Below are 14,876 nucleotides of genomic sequence, written 5' to 3'. Positions count from 1 at the left end.
AGGTAAGAAACAATCCAGGCGCTCAGCTCCTGTTAAGGGTTGCTCACCGGAACTGAATAGCGTAATCGACACCTGAACTCCTGCGAACCCTAGCTTCACCGGAGTTCAGATATCCTGTGGCTCCAAGCAAACTTGCCGCACATAATCACCATGCCAAAAAAAGCCCAGAAAGATGGAAACCATCTCTCTGGGCTTTTTTGTATGATACCGGCGGCCGGGGTCGAACCGGCACGCCCTTGCGGGCACTGGATTTTGAGTCCAGCGCGTCTGCCAATTCCGCCACGCCGGCATGATATGAAGAATGCAATTTTCCATCTTACTTGTACTTATGGAAAGGCGGTAACCGGATTTGAACCGGTGATAGAGGTTTTGCAGACCTGTGCCTTACCACTTGGCTATACCGCCGAGGTGTTACTATTAAAAAAAACTGGGCTAGCTGGATTCGAACCAACGAATGACAGAGTCAAAGTCTGTTGCCTTACCGCTTGGCGATAGCCCAATAAGAGGGCGACTGATGGGAATTGAACCCACGAATGCCGGATCCACAAACCGGTGCGTTAACCACTTCGCCACAATCGCCATAATATAATGTTGATACAGGGGTAGTAGGACTTGAACCCACACCGACGGTTTTGGAGACCGTTGTTCTACCTTTAAACTATACCCCTATTCAGAGTAAGCTTTTAAAAAATGGAGGGAGGCAGATTCGAACTGCCGAACCCGAAAGAGCGGATTTACAGTCCGCCGCGTTTAGCCACTTCGCTATCCCTCCATCATATAAAAAATGGTCCGAGACGGATTCGAACCGCCGACACCTTGAGCTTCAATCAAGTGCTCTACCAACTGAGCTATCAGACCAAAATAAAATTTAAAAAAACGGCTCCGACGGGATTTGAACCCGCGATCTCCTGCGTGACAGGCAGGCATGTTAACCCCTACACCACGGAACCAATGGAGGTTGACGGGATCGAACCGCCGACATTCTGCTTGTAAGGCAGACGCTCTCCCAGCTGAGCTAAACCTCCATAATGCTGGAAACAATGATCCGTACGGGAATCGAACCCGTGTTACCGCCGTGAAAGGGCGGTGTCTTAACCGCTTGACCAACGGACCATAAGGTTGAATATATTATTAAGATGGAGATTGATTGGACAGAACTGACATCCATTCGTATCCTGTCCGTTAAGCAGCCCGAGCCACAACAGTTAGGATGATGATCCGTACGGGAATCGAACCCGTGTTACCGCCGTGAAAGGGCGGTGTCTTAACCGCTTGACCAACGGACCGTAAGGTTGAAAATACTATTAAGATAGAGAATGATTGGTTGGAACTGACGTCCATTTGTATCCTGTTCGTTAAGCAGCTAGAGCCGCAACAGCTAGGATGATGATCCGTACGGGAATCGAACCCGTGTTACCGCCGTGAAAGGGCGGTGTCTTAACCGCTTGACCAACGGACCATAAGATTGGAAATAAATAATGCAATGGAGGTTGACGGGATCGAACCGCCGACATTCTGCTTGTAAGGCAGACGCTCTCCCAGCTGAGCTAAACCTCCATAATGCTGGAAACACTGTGAGCTGACGCTCAAGTGTATCATGTTTGTACAACAGCTGAAGCTGCAACAACCATGACAATGATCCGTACGGGAATCGAACCCGTGTTACCGCCGTGAAAGGGCGGTGTCTTAACCGCTTGACCAACGGACCATGCTTTTATTCTTTACGATAAAGCTACGGAGAAGGAGGGATTTGAACCCTCGCGCCGCGTTAACGACCTACACCCTTAGCAGGGGCGCCTCTTCAGCCACTTGAGTACTTCCCCTTAAAAGAGAACTCCACTATCTGTATGCTTTATCAATGGGCCTAAATGGACTCGAACCATCGACCTCACGCTTATCAGGCGTGCGCTCTAACCAGCTGAGCTATAGGCCCTTCTTTAAAAAAGCGGGTGAGGAGAATCGAACTCCCGACATCAGCTTGGAAGGCTGGGGTTTTACCACTAAACTACACCCGCATGGCGGCTCCGACGGGATTTGAACCCGCGATCTCCTGCGTGACAGGCAGGCATGTTGACCCCTACACCACGGAACCATGCGTTAAAATTTTTTGAGGTTACACTGTGGGCTTGCGCCCAAGTGTATCATGCTTGTAAGCTGCTGAAGCAGCGACAATCATGACAATTGCGGGGACAGGACTTGAACCTGTGACCTCCGGGTTATGAGCCCGGCGAGCTGCCAACTGCTCCACCCCGCGATAATAATACAATGGCCTGAGGCCACTAAAGGAGGATAAGGGATTCGAACCCTTGCGCGCTTTTACACGCCTGACGGTTTTCAAGACCGTTCCCTTCAGCCGGACTTGGGTAATCCTCCATAAGCTGATAATTTTTTCATGGACCTTGCAGGACTCGAACCTGCGACCGGACGGTTATGAGCCGTCTGCTCTAACCAACTGAGCTAAAGGTCCGAAGCAAGGTATAATAGCGGCGAAGGGGGTCGAACCCATGACCTTCCGGGTATGAACCGGATGCTCTAGCCATCTGAGCTACACCGCCAAAAATGAAAATGGAGCCTAGCGGGATCGAACCGCTGACCTCCTGCGTGCAAGGCAGGCGCTCTCCCAGCTGAGCTAAGGCCCCGTGAAGATTGTTGAATCGGGAAGACAGGATTCGAACCTGCGACCCCTTGGTCCCAAACCAAGTGCTCTACCAAGCTGAGCTACTTCCCGTTTGAAAATATTAAAAAATGCACCCAACAGGAGTCGAACCTGTAACCGCTTGATTCGTAGTCAAGTACTCTATCCAATTGAGCTATGGGTGCCTATATGCCGAGAATCGGAATCGAACCGATACGGTGATCACTCACCGCAGGATTTTAAGTCCTGTGCGTCTGCCAGTTCCGCCACCCCGGCATGTTACTGTTTGTTGCTTTCATAAGGTCTGGCATAGTCCTTATGAAAGCGGAAGACGGGGTTCGAACCCGCGACCCCCACCTTGGCAAGGTGATGTTCTACCACTGAACTACTTCCGCGAATGGTGCCGGCTAAAGGATTCGAACCCTCGACCCTCTGATTACAAATCAGATGCTCTACCAACTGAGCTAAGCCGGCGTATTAAATTATGCGGGTGGAGGGACTTGAACCCCCACGCCTTGCGGCGCTAGATCCTAAATCTAGTGCGTCTGCCAATTCCGCCACACCCGCAAATGAGTTATGCAGGGCTCGAACCTGCGACCCTCTGATTAAAAGTCAGATGCTCTACCAACTGAGCTAATAACTCATCTTAAGAAAAAACTCCGCAAGTAGGACTCGAACCTACGACATCATGATTAACAGTCATGCGCTACTACCAACTGAGCTATTGCGGAATAATTCTGTATACAAAAAAAAGCGCGGCAACGTCCTACTCTCACAAAGGGAAACCCTTCACTACAATCGGCGCTAAGAAGCTTAACTTCTGTGTTCGAGATGGGAACAGGTGTGACCTTCTTGCCATCGTCACCGCACATTTTTCAAGAGAACGTTGTTCTCTCAAAACTGAATCTACAAATTTAAAGGGAACCCGAAAACACCGCTTGAGTTTTCATCTTTTAAAAATTGGTTAAGTCCTCGACCGATTAGTATTGGTCCGCTCCATACATCGCTGTACTTCCACTCCCAACCTATCTACCTGATCATCTCTCAGGGGTCTTACTCACTTAAAGTGATGGGAAATCTCATCTTGAGGGGGGCTTCACGCTTAGATGCTTTCAGCGTTTATCCCGTCCACACATAGCTACCCAGCGATGCTCTTGGCAGAACAACTGGTACACCAGCGGTGTGTCCATCCCGGTCCTCTCGTACTAAGGACAGCTCCTCTCAAATTTCCAACGCCCGCGACGGATAGGGACCGAACTGTCTCACGACGTTCTGAACCCAGCTCGCGTACCGCTTTAATGGGCGAACAGCCCAACCCTTGGGACCGACTACAGCCCCAGGATGCGATGAGCCGACATCGAGGTGCCAAACCTCCCCGTCGATGTGAACTCTTGGGGGAGATAAGCCTGTTATCCCCAGGGTAGCTTTTATCCGTTGAGCGATGGCCCTTCCATGCGGAACCACCGGATCACTAAGCCCGACTTTCGTCCCTGCTCGACTTGTAGGTCTCGCAGTCAAGCTCCCTTCTGCCTTTACACTCTACGAATGATTTCCAACCATTCTGAGGGAACCTTTGGGCGCCTCCGTTACATTTTTGGAGGCGACCGCCCCAGTCAAACTGCCCGTCTGACACTGTCTCCCTGCTCGCTAAGAGCAGCGGGTTAGAGTGGTCATATCACAAGGGTAGTATCCCACCGTTGCCTCCTCCGAGACTGGCGTCCCGGTATCATTGGCTCCTACCTATCCTGTACATGTGATACAAACACGCAATATCAAACTGCAGTAAAGCTCCATGGGGTCTTTCCGTCCTGTCGCGGGTAACCAGCATCTTCACTGGTACTATAATTTCACCGAGTCTCTCGTTGAGACAGTGCCCAAATCGTTACGCCTTTCGTGCGGGTCGGAACTTACCCGACAAGGAATTTCGCTACCTTAGGACCGTTATAGTTACGGCCGCCGTTTACTGGGGCTTCAATTCAAAGCTTCGCTTGCGCTAACCTCTCCTCTTAACCTTCCAGCACCGGGCAGGCGTCAGCCCCTATACGTCATCTTTCGATTTTGCAGAGACCTGTGTTTTTGATAAACAGTCGCTTGGGCCTATTCACTGCGGCTGACCTTGCGGTCAGCACCCCTTCTCCCGAAGTTACGGGGTCATTTTGCCGAGTTCCTTAACGAGAGTTCTCTCGCACACCTTAGGATTCTCTCCTCAACTACCTGTGTCGGTTTGCGGTACGGGCAGTTACTTTCTCACTAGAAGCTTTTCTTGGCAGTGTGACATCAGGAACTTCGCTACTAAATTTCGCTCCCCATCACAGCTTGTCCTTAAGAGAAAAAGCATTTCACTCGTTCTCAGACTTGCTGCTTGGACACACATTTCCGATCGTGTGCATTCCTTAGCCTCCTGCGTCCCTCCATCGCTCAAACAAAAGCAACTGGTACAGGAATATCAACCTGTTGTCCATCGCCTACGCCTATCGGCCTCAGCTTAGGTCCCGACTAACCCTGGGAGGACGAGCCTTCCCCAGGAAACCTTAGTTATTCGGTGGACGGGATTCTCACCCGTCTTGCGCTACTCATACCGGCATTCTCACTTCTAAGCGCTCCACCAGTCCTCACGATCTGGCTTCGATGCCCTTAGAACGCTCTCCTACCACGGAACCCGAAGGTTCCATCCACAGCTTCGGTGATCTGTTTAGCCCCGGTAAATTTTCGGCGCAGGGTCACTCGACTAGTGAGCTATTACGCACTCTTTAAATGATGGCTGCTTCTGAGCCAACATCCTAGTTGTCTATGCAACCCCACATCCTTTTCCACTTAACAGATACTTTGGGACCTTAGCTGGTGGTCTGGGCTGTTTCCCTTTTGACTACGGATCTTATCACTCGCAGTCTGACTCCCGGATCTAAATCAATGGCATTCGGAGTTTATCTGAATTCGGTAACCCGAGAAGGGCCCCTAGTCCAAACAGTGCTCTACCTCCATGATTCGCATATCCGAGGCTAGCCCTAAAGCTATTTCGGAGAGAACCAGCTATCTCCAAGTTCGATTGGAATTTCTCCGCTACCCACACCTCATCCCCGCACTTTTCAACGTGCGTGGGTTCGGTCCTCCAGTGCGTATTACCGCACCTTCAACCTGGACATGGGTAGGTCACTTGGTTTCGGGTCTACGACCTCATACTTATTCGCCCTATTCAGACTCGCTTTCGCTGCGGCTCCGTCTTTGCAACTTAACCTTGCATGAAATCGTAACTCGCCGGTCCATTCTACAAAAGGTACGCCATCACCCATTAACGGGCTTTGACTACTTGTAGGCACACGGTTTCAGGTACTGTTTCACTCCCCTTCCGGGGTGCTTTTCACCTTTCCCTCACGGTACTGGTTCACTATCGGTCACTAGGGAGTATTTAGCCTTGGGAGATGGTCCTCCCGGATTCCGACGGAATTTCTCGTGTTCCGCCGTACTCAGGATACTGGTAGAGCTGATTTGGATTTCGCATACGGGGCTATTACCCTATTTTGCGCAACTTTCCAGTTGGCTTCTGCTATCCATTGCAGTCTCATGTCCCAGTCCTACAACCCCAAAGAGCAAGCTCTTTGGTTTGGGCTTTTCCCGTTTCGCTCGCCGCTACTAAGGGAATCGAATTTTCTTTCTCTTCCTGCAGGTAATGAGATGTTTCAGTTCCCTGCGTGTTCCTCGATACACCTATGTATTCAGTGTAACGTAATATCCTATCAAAGATATTGGGTTGCCCCATTCGGAAATCTCCGGATCAAAGCTTACTTACAGCTCCCCGGAGCATATCGGTGTTAGTCCCGTCCTTCATCGGCTCCTAGTGCCTAGGCATCCACCGTGCGCCCTTATTCACTTAACCTATGGTTAAGCTCGCCATTGCTGGCTTGCTAACTTATTTCGTTAAAAACTCATTTAAGTTAACTTAAAACGCGGTAAAATGTTTAGGTTTCTTACTTTATTTTTGTAGTATTCAGTTTTCAAAGAACAAATTGTCTTGCTTGAGAGATTGATCTCTCAAAACTGAACAAAGAATGATTGAACCAAGCAAGGATTCCATTATATTCCTTAGAAAGGAGGTGATCCAGCCGCACCTTCCGATACGGCTACCTTGTTACGACTTCACCCCAATCATCTGTCCCACCTTAGGCGGCTGGCTCCATAAAGGTTACCTCACCGACTTCGGGTGTTACAAACTCTCGTGGTGTGACGGGCGGTGTGTACAAGACCCGGGAACGTATTCACCGCGGCGTGCTGATCCGCGATTACTAGCGATTCCGGCTTCATGCAGGCGAGTTGCAGCCTGCAATCCGAACTGAGAATGGCTTTAAGAGATTCGCTTGACCTCGCGGTCTTGCTGCTCGTTGTACCATCCATTGTAGCACGTGTGTAGCCCAGGTCATAAGGGGCATGATGATTTGACGTCATCCCCACCTTCCTCCGGTTTGTCACCGGCAGTCTCATTAGAGTGCCCAACTGAATGCTGGCAACTAACAATAGGGGTTGCGCTCGTTGCGGGACTTAACCCAACATCTCACGACACGAGCTGACGACAACCATGCACCACCTGTCACTTTGTCCCCGAAGGGAAAGTCCTATCTCTAGGATTGTCAAAGGATGTCAAGACCTGGTAAGGTTCTTCGCGTTGCTTCGAATTAAACCACATGCTCCACCGCTTGTGCGGGTCCCCGTCAATTCCTTTGAGTTTCAGCCTTGCGGCCGTACTCCCCAGGCGGAGTGCTTAATGCGTTAGCTGCAGCACTGAAGGGTGGAAACCCTCCAACACTTAGCACTCATCGTTTACGGCGTGGACTACCAGGGTATCTAATCCTGTTTGCTCCCCACGCTTTCGAGCCTCAGCGTCAGTTACAGACCAGAGAGTCGCCTTCGCCACTGGTGTTCCTCCATATATCTACGCATTTCACCGCTACACATGGAATTCCACTCTCCTCTTCTGCACTCAAGTTCCCCAGTTTCCAATGACCTTCCACGGTTGAGCCGTGGGCTTTCACATCAGACTTAAGGAACCGCCTGCGCTCGCTTTACGCCCAATAAATCCGGACAACGCTTGCCACCTACGTATTACCGCGGCTGCTGGCACGTAGTTAGCCGTGGCTTTCTGGTCAGATACCGTCAAGGCTGGAGCAGTTACTCTCCAACTTGTTCTTCTCTGACAACAGAGTTTTACGATCCGAAAACCTTCTTCACTCACGCGGCGTTGCTCCGTCAGACTTTCGTCCATTGCGGAAGATTCCCTACTGCTGCCTCCCGTAGGAGTTTGGGCCGTGTCTCAGTCCCAATGTGGCCGATCACCCTCTCAGGTCGGCTACGTATCATCGTCTTGGTGAGCCATTACCTCACCAACTAACTAATACGCCGCGGGTCCATCCATAAGCGACAGCACAAAGGCCGTCTTTCCTTTCTCGATCATGCGATCAAGAAAACTATGCGGTATTAGCACCCGTTTCCGGATGTTATCCCCCTCTTATGGGCAGGTTACCCACGTGTTACTCACCCGTCCGCCACTATCTTCTCAGTGGAAGCAAGCTTCCATAGAAAAGACCGTTCGACTTGCATGTATTAGGCACGCCGCCAGCGTTCGTCCTGAGCCAGGATCAAACTCTCATGTAAATGTGGACTCTTGTACAGAAATCCTACACGTTAAGCTGATTGCTCTTAATTTTTTGCTGACTTTATGTTTGCGATACTAAGTATCGTCTTCGTTTGCTTCGACCGAAGTCTAAGCTCCTTGCACATTTGGTTCGTTCATTCTTTATTCAGTTTTCAAAGGTCAATCGTGTATCACGTATTACGTGATTGCTTATTCATAATATCACGGCTCCGGCTCTCCGTCAAGCCTTTTCTGAATTTTTTTCAGAAGCGTTATCGGCTTGCAGATGCTTGGATCAGCAACTTTTATATAATATCACGCTCTAAATCGCATGTCAACAATTTTTTCAAATCATTTCAAAGCCGATTCTGGCGGACAACTTCTATATACTATCATCGCAGCCGAATGCTGTCAACGATTTTTTAATTTTTTTTAAACCTTTCGACACAGACCTAAGAAACGTTATAATTGCTCTCCAACCGGCATGCGCGGCAGCGGTCCAAACGCACTGTATTTCAACAAAAGCTTCCGACTTTCGCAATCGGAAGCTCTGATGGATTTGTCCCGCTCACCCATACCTATTTAGATTAGTTCACTGGCTGCGCTGTTTTTTTAGCGATATTTTCCAAAAAGTTCCGAATAATTGTCTGACCATCTTTGGTGAAGATGGACTCGGGATGGAACTGCAGGCCATAGACGGCATGCTCTTTGTGCTTCATCGCCATGATGACGCCATCATCCACACTTTTTGAGAGTATTTCCAGTTCATCGGGAAGGCTCTTTTCCTCGACTACCAGCGAATGGTAACGCATGACCTCGAAAGGGGAAGCGATCCCTTGAAAAAGAGGATCCCCGTTATGCGTGACCATGGAGGTTTTTCCGTGCTTAAGCGTCTCTGCACGGATGACATTCCCGCCATAGGCATACCCGATGGCTTGGTGCCCGAGACAGATCCCCAGCAAAGGCACTCTTCCGGCAAATTCCCTGACCACATCGACGCAAATCCCGGCATCTTCCGGCACGCCGGGTCCTGGGGAAAGGATGATGCAATCCAGATCCATCGCCTTCATTTCATCCAGTGTCAGGGCATCATTGCGCACGACCAGCACATCTGGGTTGATTTCTCCGATGTATTGATAGAGGTTATACGTAAAGGAATCATAATTATCGATCAATAAAATCATTCAGATTACCTCCTTCAAGGCCATTGCTTTGTTGAGTGTCTCAGTATATTCCGACTGCGGAACGGAATCATGCACAATCCCTGCGCCAGCTTGGACATAGGCGAAGCCGTCCTTGAGAATGATGGTACGGATGGCGATGCACGTGTCCATGTTGCCATTATAGGAGAAATAGCCAACCGCACCGGCATAGATGCCCCGCTTCGTTTTTTCCAATTCATCGATGATGCCCATTGCCCGTATCTTCGGCGCACCGGAAACGGTCCCTACAGGCAAACACGCGCTCAAGGCTTCAAAACAGGTCAGACCCGGTTTCAACTTGCCGGTCACTTTCGAAACGATATGCATCACGTGGGAGTAGATATCCACTTCCATGAACTTATCCAGCTTCACGCTGCCGAATTCGCTGATCCTGCCGATATCGTTCCGTCCCAGATCCACCAGCATCACATGTTCTGCCCGTTCCTTCTCGTCCGCAAGCAACTCTTTCTTCAACTCATTGTCTTCCTCTTCATTCTTCCCTCTTCTGCGCGTTCCGGCTATCGGATTCGTCATGACTTCGCCATCCTGAACGGTGACCAAGCTTTCTGGAGAGGACCCGATCACCTGGAAATCGCCCAGGTCGATATAGAAAAGATAAGGCGATGGATTCTTCGTGCGCAGTCTTCTGTAGATATCGAAAGATTCGGATTCGGACTTGATTTTCAGCCGTTGCGAGAGGACAACCTGAAAGATGTCGCCAGCTTTGATGTATTCTTTCGCCTTTTCGACGAGCGTACAAAATTCCGCTTCACTGACGTTTGAGGAAACCTCTTGATTCGGATTCACCTCTTGGAAAGGTCGGATGCCGTTCGTCTGGTTCATCGTTTCGGCTAATTGTTCCAGATTGGCGGTGATTGTTTCATAATCCTCCATATCCTCGGGGAAAACATTATGGACGAGCATCATTTTGTGTTGGTAGTGGTCATAACTGATGAATTGCTTGTAGAACATCAAATAGGCTTCCGGCGCCTGCAGTTCATCCGCGTTCACATTCGGCAGTTTTTCGTACTGTCGGATGACATCATAACCGACATAGCCGATCGCTCCTCCTACAAAAGGCAACGGGATATCGGTCTTAAGATAGGGAATCGATACATGCTCTTTTACGTAATCGAGCACTTTGCCTTTTTTGTGCACGGATTGTCCATCGGTGATGATCGTCACGTCTTCGCCCATACTCGTGATGCTTTTGTAAGGATTCGAACCCAGAAAGGAATATCTGCCGATTTCCCGCTCAGAAAAGACGCTCTCGAACAAAAACTTATGCTCCCCTTCGAGATTGTAGTACATACCGATGGGCGTCAATTGGTCTGCATTGACCGTCAAGTGTACCGGAAACACCTTATTCTGTTTTTTTGTTGCTGCAAATTCTGTTGCTGTCAGATTAAACATTTCATTCACCCCTAATGAGAATTTTTCACTATTTTTGCTTGACTCAGGGGATTTTGGGTACAAAAAAAGCCACAACATCCCCTATAATGGGACGATGTAGCCGCGGTGCCACCCATATTAGTTCTCTACTGTTGACTCACGCTCGACTCTGTCGTTCTTTGCGCTCCTTGCCTCCCAAACGGAATCAAGGACCCAATGCGTCACCAAAAAATGGGCTATGCATTGTTTTCGCGCTAATACTACAGAATCAAAAAAACACTTCCTCCTCAAAAGGACGAAATGTTTCCATTCGTTTGCCACCTCAGTACAAAACTCGCTCTGCGGGTACGGATGTTACTCGATACCCCGTCCTTTTAACGGCGGACCCCCGGTTTTTGCTACTATAAGTTTCGCATCACGTCTCAGAGATCCATTTACCAACCGCTACAGTGCTTGGCTTTCACTACCCCAAACTCGCTTTGACTAAACGCCATTGGCTACTACTTCTCATCACAGATTTTATTAGTGTAATTTCAATTTATTATAATCTATTTCTCATTATTGTCAACTGATAAGTGCTCATTTTTTAGTGCGATAGTATTACTTTGCGACAAGCAGGTCACGTCTGACCATTATCAGTCACTCAAGTAGGCACGGAAAAAAAAAGCAGAGCAACAACACCCTCGTGTCATTACTCCACTAATTTCAGCTTGATTGGCATAGGATCGTTTCAACAACCGACCTCCAGCTATTCTCTAGGCTCTGATTTTGTCCACCAATGATTTCAGTGTTTTATCCGCTGTTTCGCCACCATCTTTTTGGATGGCCGATTCGGAAATGATAAACGAACCGCCCACAGCAACTATATGATCATTTTGGACATATTCCATAAAGTTTTCTTCGTTGATTCCGCCAGTCGGCAGGAACTTAACATCGTAGAAAGGACCGCTCAAAGCGTTGATCGCTTTTAACCCACCGTAAATATCTGCGGGGAAAAATTTCACTACTTTGATTCCATATTCCGTAGCACGTTGAATATCTCCAGGCGTCGCCGTCCCAGGAAACACAGGGATATCATGCTTGATGCAGTACTCGATTACGTCCGGAACGATCGCTGGCGAAACAATGAACTTCGCGCCATTTTCAACCGCGTCTTTTGCTTCTTTCAGCGTTCTCACCGTTCCTGCTCCAACAATCAGCTCGCCTGACTGAGCCAATTTCTTCATGGCATCCAAAGCTAAGTTGCTTCGGAACGTCACTTCAATGAACCGCACCTCGTTCTTGATCAGAATCTCTTCCAATCGATCCAAACAGGAAAGATCCGTAGCGGTATAAAGAGGCAACAATTTCGTTTCCTCGATTTGTCGATAAATTTCGTGTTCCATATTTGCTAACATATGCCACTCTCACTTTCTTGCATAAAGGAAGCTTATCCTTTTGCCTTCGTGATTGCTTCATGCAATCCTTGCAGATACGTAATGCCCATTGCGCGGTCATACAACCCATACCCAGGCATTGCGACTTCGTCAAAAACCGTACGCCCATGATCGGGACGGATAACTCCGTCAAACCCGACATCCACTAAAGCTTTCATGATGGCGTACATATCCAAGGATCCATCCGTGCTCAAATGTGCTGATTCCCTGAATTTGCGTTCGCCCAAGAATTCGACATTGCGGAAGTGAACAAAATTGATTCTGTGTCCGACTTCACGGATGATTTCAACCATGTCATTGTTTGGTTCAGCCCCAAGTGAACCCGTGCAAAGCGTAAGTCCGTTGTATGGAGAATCCACAATGCTGAGGATTTTTTTTAGGTCTTGCAAATTCTTTGTGATACGAGGCAAGCCGAATAGTGCAAATGGAGGATCATCAGGGTGAATCGCCATTTTGACATCCATTTCCTCGCAGACCGGAATGATTTTTTTCAAGAAATAGCTCAGGTTTTCAAATAAGATTTCTTCTGTAACGCCTTCGTACATTTCCATCAATTTGCCGAATTTATTCAGGCGCTCTTCTTCCCAACCAGGTAGGCTGAACCCTTTCGATTGGCTGTGAATCAGTTTAAACATATCAGCCGGTTCCATCTTGTCAACGACAGCTTGATCGTATACAAGCGAGAAGCTGCCATCTTTATTTTCATAGAACAAGTCTGTTTTTGCCCAGCCGAAAATCGGTTTGAAGCTGTAACAAATCATGCGAACATCGCATGCGGATAGGTTCTTGATTGTCTTGATGTAATTTTCAATGTAGTGATCGCGTTCAGGTGTTCCCGCTTTGATTGCGTCATGAATCGCCACGCTTTCGATCCCCAGTAATTCCAGACCGCCTTTTTCAACTGACTCTTTCAATTCTTGAATCTCAGAAATTTCCCACACATCTCCAGGCAGTTTGTTCAACAGAGTACCCACAACACCGTTTATTCCCGGTATTTGTCGAACATGTTTCAACGGAATTGTATCTCCCTTTTCCCCATACCATCTAAATCCCCATTTCATTACACTTCACCCTTCCTTTTCCTTGAGAAATATTGTCCTCTTGATTGTTTTCCAGCTTTGATGCCTTACCAAGCACTTAAACCATCCGTTCTTTGGCCATTCGCAACTCCAGCGATATGATAGCGCATCCAACCTTTATACTCTTATTATACAAAAAAATATTTTTTTGTAAAGGGAAAATCAAAAGAAAATATTTTTTCTTTTATAAATGCCGTAGCTCTAGAGTAAAAAGAACAGATAATCACCGTTAAAAAAATCCGACAAAAAAACCCAGAAAGATGAAATAATCTTTCTGGGTTTTTCAGATGTGATACCGGCGGCCGGGGTCGAACCGGCACGCCCTTGCGGGCACTGGATTTTGAGTCCAGCGCGTCTGCCAATTCCGCCACGCCGGTATGATATGAAGAATGCAATTTTCCATCTTATTTGTACTTATGGAAAGGCGGTAACCGGATTTGAACCGGTGATAGAGGTTTTGCAGACCTGTGCCTTACCACTTGGCTATACCGCCGAGGTGTTACTATTAAAAAAAACTGGGCTAGCTGGATTCGAACCAACGAATGACAGAGTCAAAGTCTGTTGCCTTACCGCTTGGCGATAGCCCAATAAGAGGGCGACTGATGGGAATTGAACCCACGAATGCCGGATCCACAAACCGGTGCGTTAACCACTTCGCCACAATCGCCATAATATAATGTTGATACAGGGGTAGTAGGACTTGAACCCACACCGACGGTTTTGGAGACCGTTGTTCTACCTTTAAACTATACCCCTATTCAGAGTAAGCTTTTAAAAAATGGAGGGAGGCAGATTCGAACTGCCGAACCCGAAAGAGCGGATTTACAGTCCGCCGCGTTTAGCCACTTCGCTATCCCTCCATCATATAAAAAATGGTCCGAGACGGATTCGAACCGCCGACACCTTGAGCTTCAATCAAGTGCTCTACCAACTGAGCTATCAGACCAAAATAAAATTTAAAAAAACGGCTCCGACGGGATTTGAACCCGCGATCTCCTGCGTGACAGGCAGGCATGTTAACCCCTACACCACGGAACCAATGGAGGTTGACGGGATCGAACCGCCGACATTCTGCTTGTAAGGCAGACGCTCTCCCAGCTGAGCTAAACCTCCATAATGCTGGAAACAATGATCCGTACGGGAATCGAACCCGTGTTACCGCCGTGAAAGGGCGGTGTCTTAACCGCTTGACCAACGGACCATGCTTTTATTCTTTGCGATAAAGCTACGGAGAAGGAGGGATTTGAACCCTCGCGCCGCGTTAACGACCTACACCCTTAGCAGGGGCGCCTCTTCAGCCACTTGAGTACTTCCCCTTAAAAGAGAACTCCACTATCTGTATGCTTTATCAATGGGCCTAAATGGACTCGAACCATCGACCTCACGCTTATCAGGCGTGCGCTCTAACCAGCTGAGCTATAGGCCCTTCTTTAAAAAAGCGGGTGAGGAGAATCGAACTCCCGACATCAGCTTGGAAGGCTGGGGTTTTACCACTAAACTACACCCGCA

Annotated in this window: 4 protein-coding genes, 44 tRNA genes and 3 rRNA genes; all 51 read right to left on the bottom strand. The window is 48.5% G+C overall.

All coding sequences use genetic code 11. The annotated features are described in order from the left end of the window. Nucleotides 1–205: 205 nt before the first annotated feature. Nucleotides 206–289 (bottom strand) — tRNA-Leu (locus AC0J5I_RS05980). Between the two features lie 45 nt (nt 290–334). After that, nucleotides 335–405: transfer RNA gene (locus AC0J5I_RS05975), tRNA-Cys, on the bottom strand. Between the two features lie 22 nt (nt 406–427). Then, nucleotides 428–499: transfer RNA gene (locus AC0J5I_RS05970), tRNA-Gln, on the bottom strand. A gap of 7 nt (nt 500–506) precedes the next feature. Further along, nucleotides 507–579, bottom strand: a tRNA-His gene (locus AC0J5I_RS05965). An 18-nt stretch (nt 580–597) separates the two neighbouring features. Beyond that, nucleotides 598–668: transfer RNA gene (locus AC0J5I_RS05960), tRNA-Trp, on the bottom strand. A gap of 23 nt (nt 669–691) precedes the next feature. Further along, nucleotides 692–772: transfer RNA gene (locus AC0J5I_RS05955), tRNA-Tyr, on the bottom strand. Between the two features lie 13 nt (nt 773–785). Further along, nucleotides 786–858, bottom strand: a tRNA-Phe gene (locus tag AC0J5I_RS05950). A 19-nt stretch (nt 859–877) separates the two neighbouring features. Next, a tRNA-Asp gene (locus AC0J5I_RS05945) sits at nt 878–950 on the bottom strand. 2 nt (nt 951–952) lie between these two features. Further along, nucleotides 953–1,025, bottom strand: a tRNA-Val gene (locus tag AC0J5I_RS05940). 16 nt (nt 1,026–1,041) lie between these two features. Further along, nucleotides 1,042–1,113 (bottom strand) — tRNA-Glu (locus tag AC0J5I_RS05935). Nucleotides 1,114–1,214: 101 nt separating this feature from the next. Then, nucleotides 1,215–1,286: transfer RNA gene (locus AC0J5I_RS05930), tRNA-Glu, on the bottom strand. A gap of 101 nt (nt 1,287–1,387) precedes the next feature. Further along, nucleotides 1,388–1,459, bottom strand: a tRNA-Glu gene (locus AC0J5I_RS05925). Between the two features lie 25 nt (nt 1,460–1,484). Next, a tRNA-Val gene (locus AC0J5I_RS05920) sits at nt 1,485–1,557 on the bottom strand. A 79-nt stretch (nt 1,558–1,636) separates the two neighbouring features. Continuing rightward, nucleotides 1,637–1,708, bottom strand: a tRNA-Glu gene (locus AC0J5I_RS05915). Nucleotides 1,709–1,735: 27 nt separating this feature from the next. Next, nucleotides 1,736–1,823 (bottom strand) — tRNA-Ser (locus AC0J5I_RS05910). A gap of 36 nt (nt 1,824–1,859) precedes the next feature. Next, a tRNA-Ile gene (locus AC0J5I_RS05905) sits at nt 1,860–1,933 on the bottom strand. An 11-nt stretch (nt 1,934–1,944) separates the two neighbouring features. Further along, nucleotides 1,945–2,015 (bottom strand) — tRNA-Gly (locus AC0J5I_RS05900). Nucleotide 2,016: 1 nt separating this feature from the next. After that, nucleotides 2,017–2,092: transfer RNA gene (locus AC0J5I_RS05895), tRNA-Asp, on the bottom strand. Nucleotides 2,093–2,181: 89 nt separating this feature from the next. After that, nucleotides 2,182–2,254, bottom strand: a tRNA-Met gene (locus AC0J5I_RS05890). Between the two features lie 29 nt (nt 2,255–2,283). Next, a tRNA-Ser gene (locus tag AC0J5I_RS05885) sits at nt 2,284–2,373 on the bottom strand. Between the two features lie 20 nt (nt 2,374–2,393). Continuing rightward, nucleotides 2,394–2,467, bottom strand: a tRNA-Ile gene (locus tag AC0J5I_RS05880). 14 nt (nt 2,468–2,481) lie between these two features. After that, nucleotides 2,482–2,555, bottom strand: a tRNA-Met gene (locus AC0J5I_RS05875). Between the two features lie 11 nt (nt 2,556–2,566). Next, nucleotides 2,567–2,639, bottom strand: a tRNA-Ala gene (locus AC0J5I_RS05870). 15 nt (nt 2,640–2,654) lie between these two features. Further along, a tRNA-Pro gene (locus AC0J5I_RS05865) sits at nt 2,655–2,728 on the bottom strand. Between the two features lie 18 nt (nt 2,729–2,746). Next, nucleotides 2,747–2,820 (bottom strand) — tRNA-Arg (locus AC0J5I_RS05860). A 5-nt stretch (nt 2,821–2,825) separates the two neighbouring features. Next, a tRNA-Leu gene (locus AC0J5I_RS05855) sits at nt 2,826–2,911 on the bottom strand. Nucleotides 2,912–2,958: 47 nt separating this feature from the next. After that, nucleotides 2,959–3,030: transfer RNA gene (locus AC0J5I_RS05850), tRNA-Gly, on the bottom strand. 3 nt (nt 3,031–3,033) lie between these two features. Then, nucleotides 3,034–3,109, bottom strand: a tRNA-Thr gene (locus tag AC0J5I_RS05845). A gap of 11 nt (nt 3,110–3,120) precedes the next feature. Beyond that, nucleotides 3,121–3,202: transfer RNA gene (locus AC0J5I_RS05840), tRNA-Leu, on the bottom strand. Between the two features lie 3 nt (nt 3,203–3,205). Next, a tRNA-Lys gene (locus AC0J5I_RS05835) sits at nt 3,206–3,278 on the bottom strand. A 14-nt stretch (nt 3,279–3,292) separates the two neighbouring features. Beyond that, a tRNA-Asn gene (locus AC0J5I_RS05830) sits at nt 3,293–3,366 on the bottom strand. A 22-nt stretch (nt 3,367–3,388) separates the two neighbouring features. Further along, nucleotides 3,389–3,504 (bottom strand): 5S ribosomal RNA (gene rrf / locus AC0J5I_RS05825). Between the two features lie 91 nt (nt 3,505–3,595). Next, a 23S ribosomal RNA gene (locus tag AC0J5I_RS05820) occupies nt 3,596–6,509 on the bottom strand. 210 nt (nt 6,510–6,719) lie between these two features. Next, nucleotides 6,720–8,278 (bottom strand): 16S ribosomal RNA (locus tag AC0J5I_RS05815). The 16S, 23S and 5S rRNA genes sit together here with 31 tRNA genes alongside, the layout of an rRNA operon. 567 nt (nt 8,279–8,845) lie before the next feature. Further along, nucleotides 8,846–9,442 carry an anthranilate synthase component II gene (locus tag AC0J5I_RS05810; protein ID WP_475304537.1) on the bottom strand — a complete coding sequence of 199 codons (597 nt, stop codon included), beginning with the start codon at nt 9,440–9,442 and terminating at the stop codon, nt 8,846–8,848. Beyond that, nucleotides 9,443–10,873: an anthranilate synthase component I gene (trpE, locus tag AC0J5I_RS05805; protein WP_475304534.1), complete on the bottom strand. Its 1,431-nt coding sequence runs from the start codon at nt 10,871–10,873 to the stop codon at nt 9,443–9,445. Nucleotides 10,874–11,607: 734 nt separating this feature from the next. Next, nucleotides 11,608–12,249, bottom strand: coding sequence for a bifunctional 4-hydroxy-2-oxoglutarate aldolase/2-dehydro-3-deoxy-phosphogluconate aldolase (locus AC0J5I_RS05800; RefSeq protein ID WP_475304530.1), 642 nt, complete (start codon nt 12,247–12,249; stop codon nt 11,608–11,610). A gap of 32 nt (nt 12,250–12,281) precedes the next feature. Next, a complete protein-coding gene (gene uxuA, locus AC0J5I_RS05795) occupies nt 12,282–13,349 on the bottom strand; it encodes a mannonate dehydratase (protein WP_475304528.1) in 1,068 nt (355 codons plus the stop codon). A gap of 311 nt (nt 13,350–13,660) precedes the next feature. Beyond that, nucleotides 13,661–13,744, bottom strand: a tRNA-Leu gene (locus AC0J5I_RS05790). A 45-nt stretch (nt 13,745–13,789) separates the two neighbouring features. Continuing rightward, nucleotides 13,790–13,860, bottom strand: a tRNA-Cys gene (locus AC0J5I_RS05785). Between the two features lie 22 nt (nt 13,861–13,882). After that, nucleotides 13,883–13,954, bottom strand: a tRNA-Gln gene (locus AC0J5I_RS05780). A gap of 7 nt (nt 13,955–13,961) precedes the next feature. Further along, nucleotides 13,962–14,034, bottom strand: a tRNA-His gene (locus tag AC0J5I_RS05775). Between the two features lie 18 nt (nt 14,035–14,052). Continuing rightward, a tRNA-Trp gene (locus AC0J5I_RS05770) sits at nt 14,053–14,123 on the bottom strand. 23 nt (nt 14,124–14,146) lie between these two features. Continuing rightward, a tRNA-Tyr gene (locus AC0J5I_RS05765) sits at nt 14,147–14,227 on the bottom strand. 13 nt (nt 14,228–14,240) lie between these two features. After that, nucleotides 14,241–14,313, bottom strand: a tRNA-Phe gene (locus AC0J5I_RS05760). Nucleotides 14,314–14,332: 19 nt separating this feature from the next. Further along, a tRNA-Asp gene (locus tag AC0J5I_RS05755) sits at nt 14,333–14,405 on the bottom strand. A gap of 2 nt (nt 14,406–14,407) precedes the next feature. Then, nucleotides 14,408–14,480: transfer RNA gene (locus tag AC0J5I_RS05750), tRNA-Val, on the bottom strand. Between the two features lie 16 nt (nt 14,481–14,496). Continuing rightward, a tRNA-Glu gene (locus tag AC0J5I_RS05745) sits at nt 14,497–14,568 on the bottom strand. A gap of 27 nt (nt 14,569–14,595) precedes the next feature. Beyond that, nucleotides 14,596–14,683, bottom strand: a tRNA-Ser gene (locus tag AC0J5I_RS05740). Between the two features lie 36 nt (nt 14,684–14,719). Next, a tRNA-Ile gene (locus AC0J5I_RS05735) sits at nt 14,720–14,793 on the bottom strand. Between the two features lie 11 nt (nt 14,794–14,804). Beyond that, a tRNA-Gly gene (locus AC0J5I_RS05730) sits at nt 14,805–14,875 on the bottom strand. Nucleotide 14,876 lies beyond the last annotated feature (1 nt).

The organism is Trichococcus sp. TS_SC_9 (assembly GCF_056156325.1).
Note: the sequence above shows the minus strand (reverse complement) of the source record. Positions and strands in the feature narration are given on the sequence as shown.

Coding starts and splice junctions, on each gene's coding strand:
- AC0J5I_RS05810 (WP_475304537.1), bottom strand. CDS start 9,442: ATGATTTTATTGATCGATAATTATGATTCCTTTACGTATAACCTCTAT.
- trpE (WP_475304534.1), bottom strand. CDS start 10,873: ATGTTTAATCTGACAGCAACAGAATTTGCAGCAACAAAAAAACAGAAT.
- AC0J5I_RS05800 (WP_475304530.1), bottom strand. CDS start 12,249: ATGTTAGCAAATATGGAACACGAAATTTATCGACAAATCGAGGAAACG.
- uxuA (WP_475304528.1), bottom strand. CDS start 13,349: ATGAAATGGGGATTTAGATGGTATGGGGAAAAGGGAGATACAATTCCG.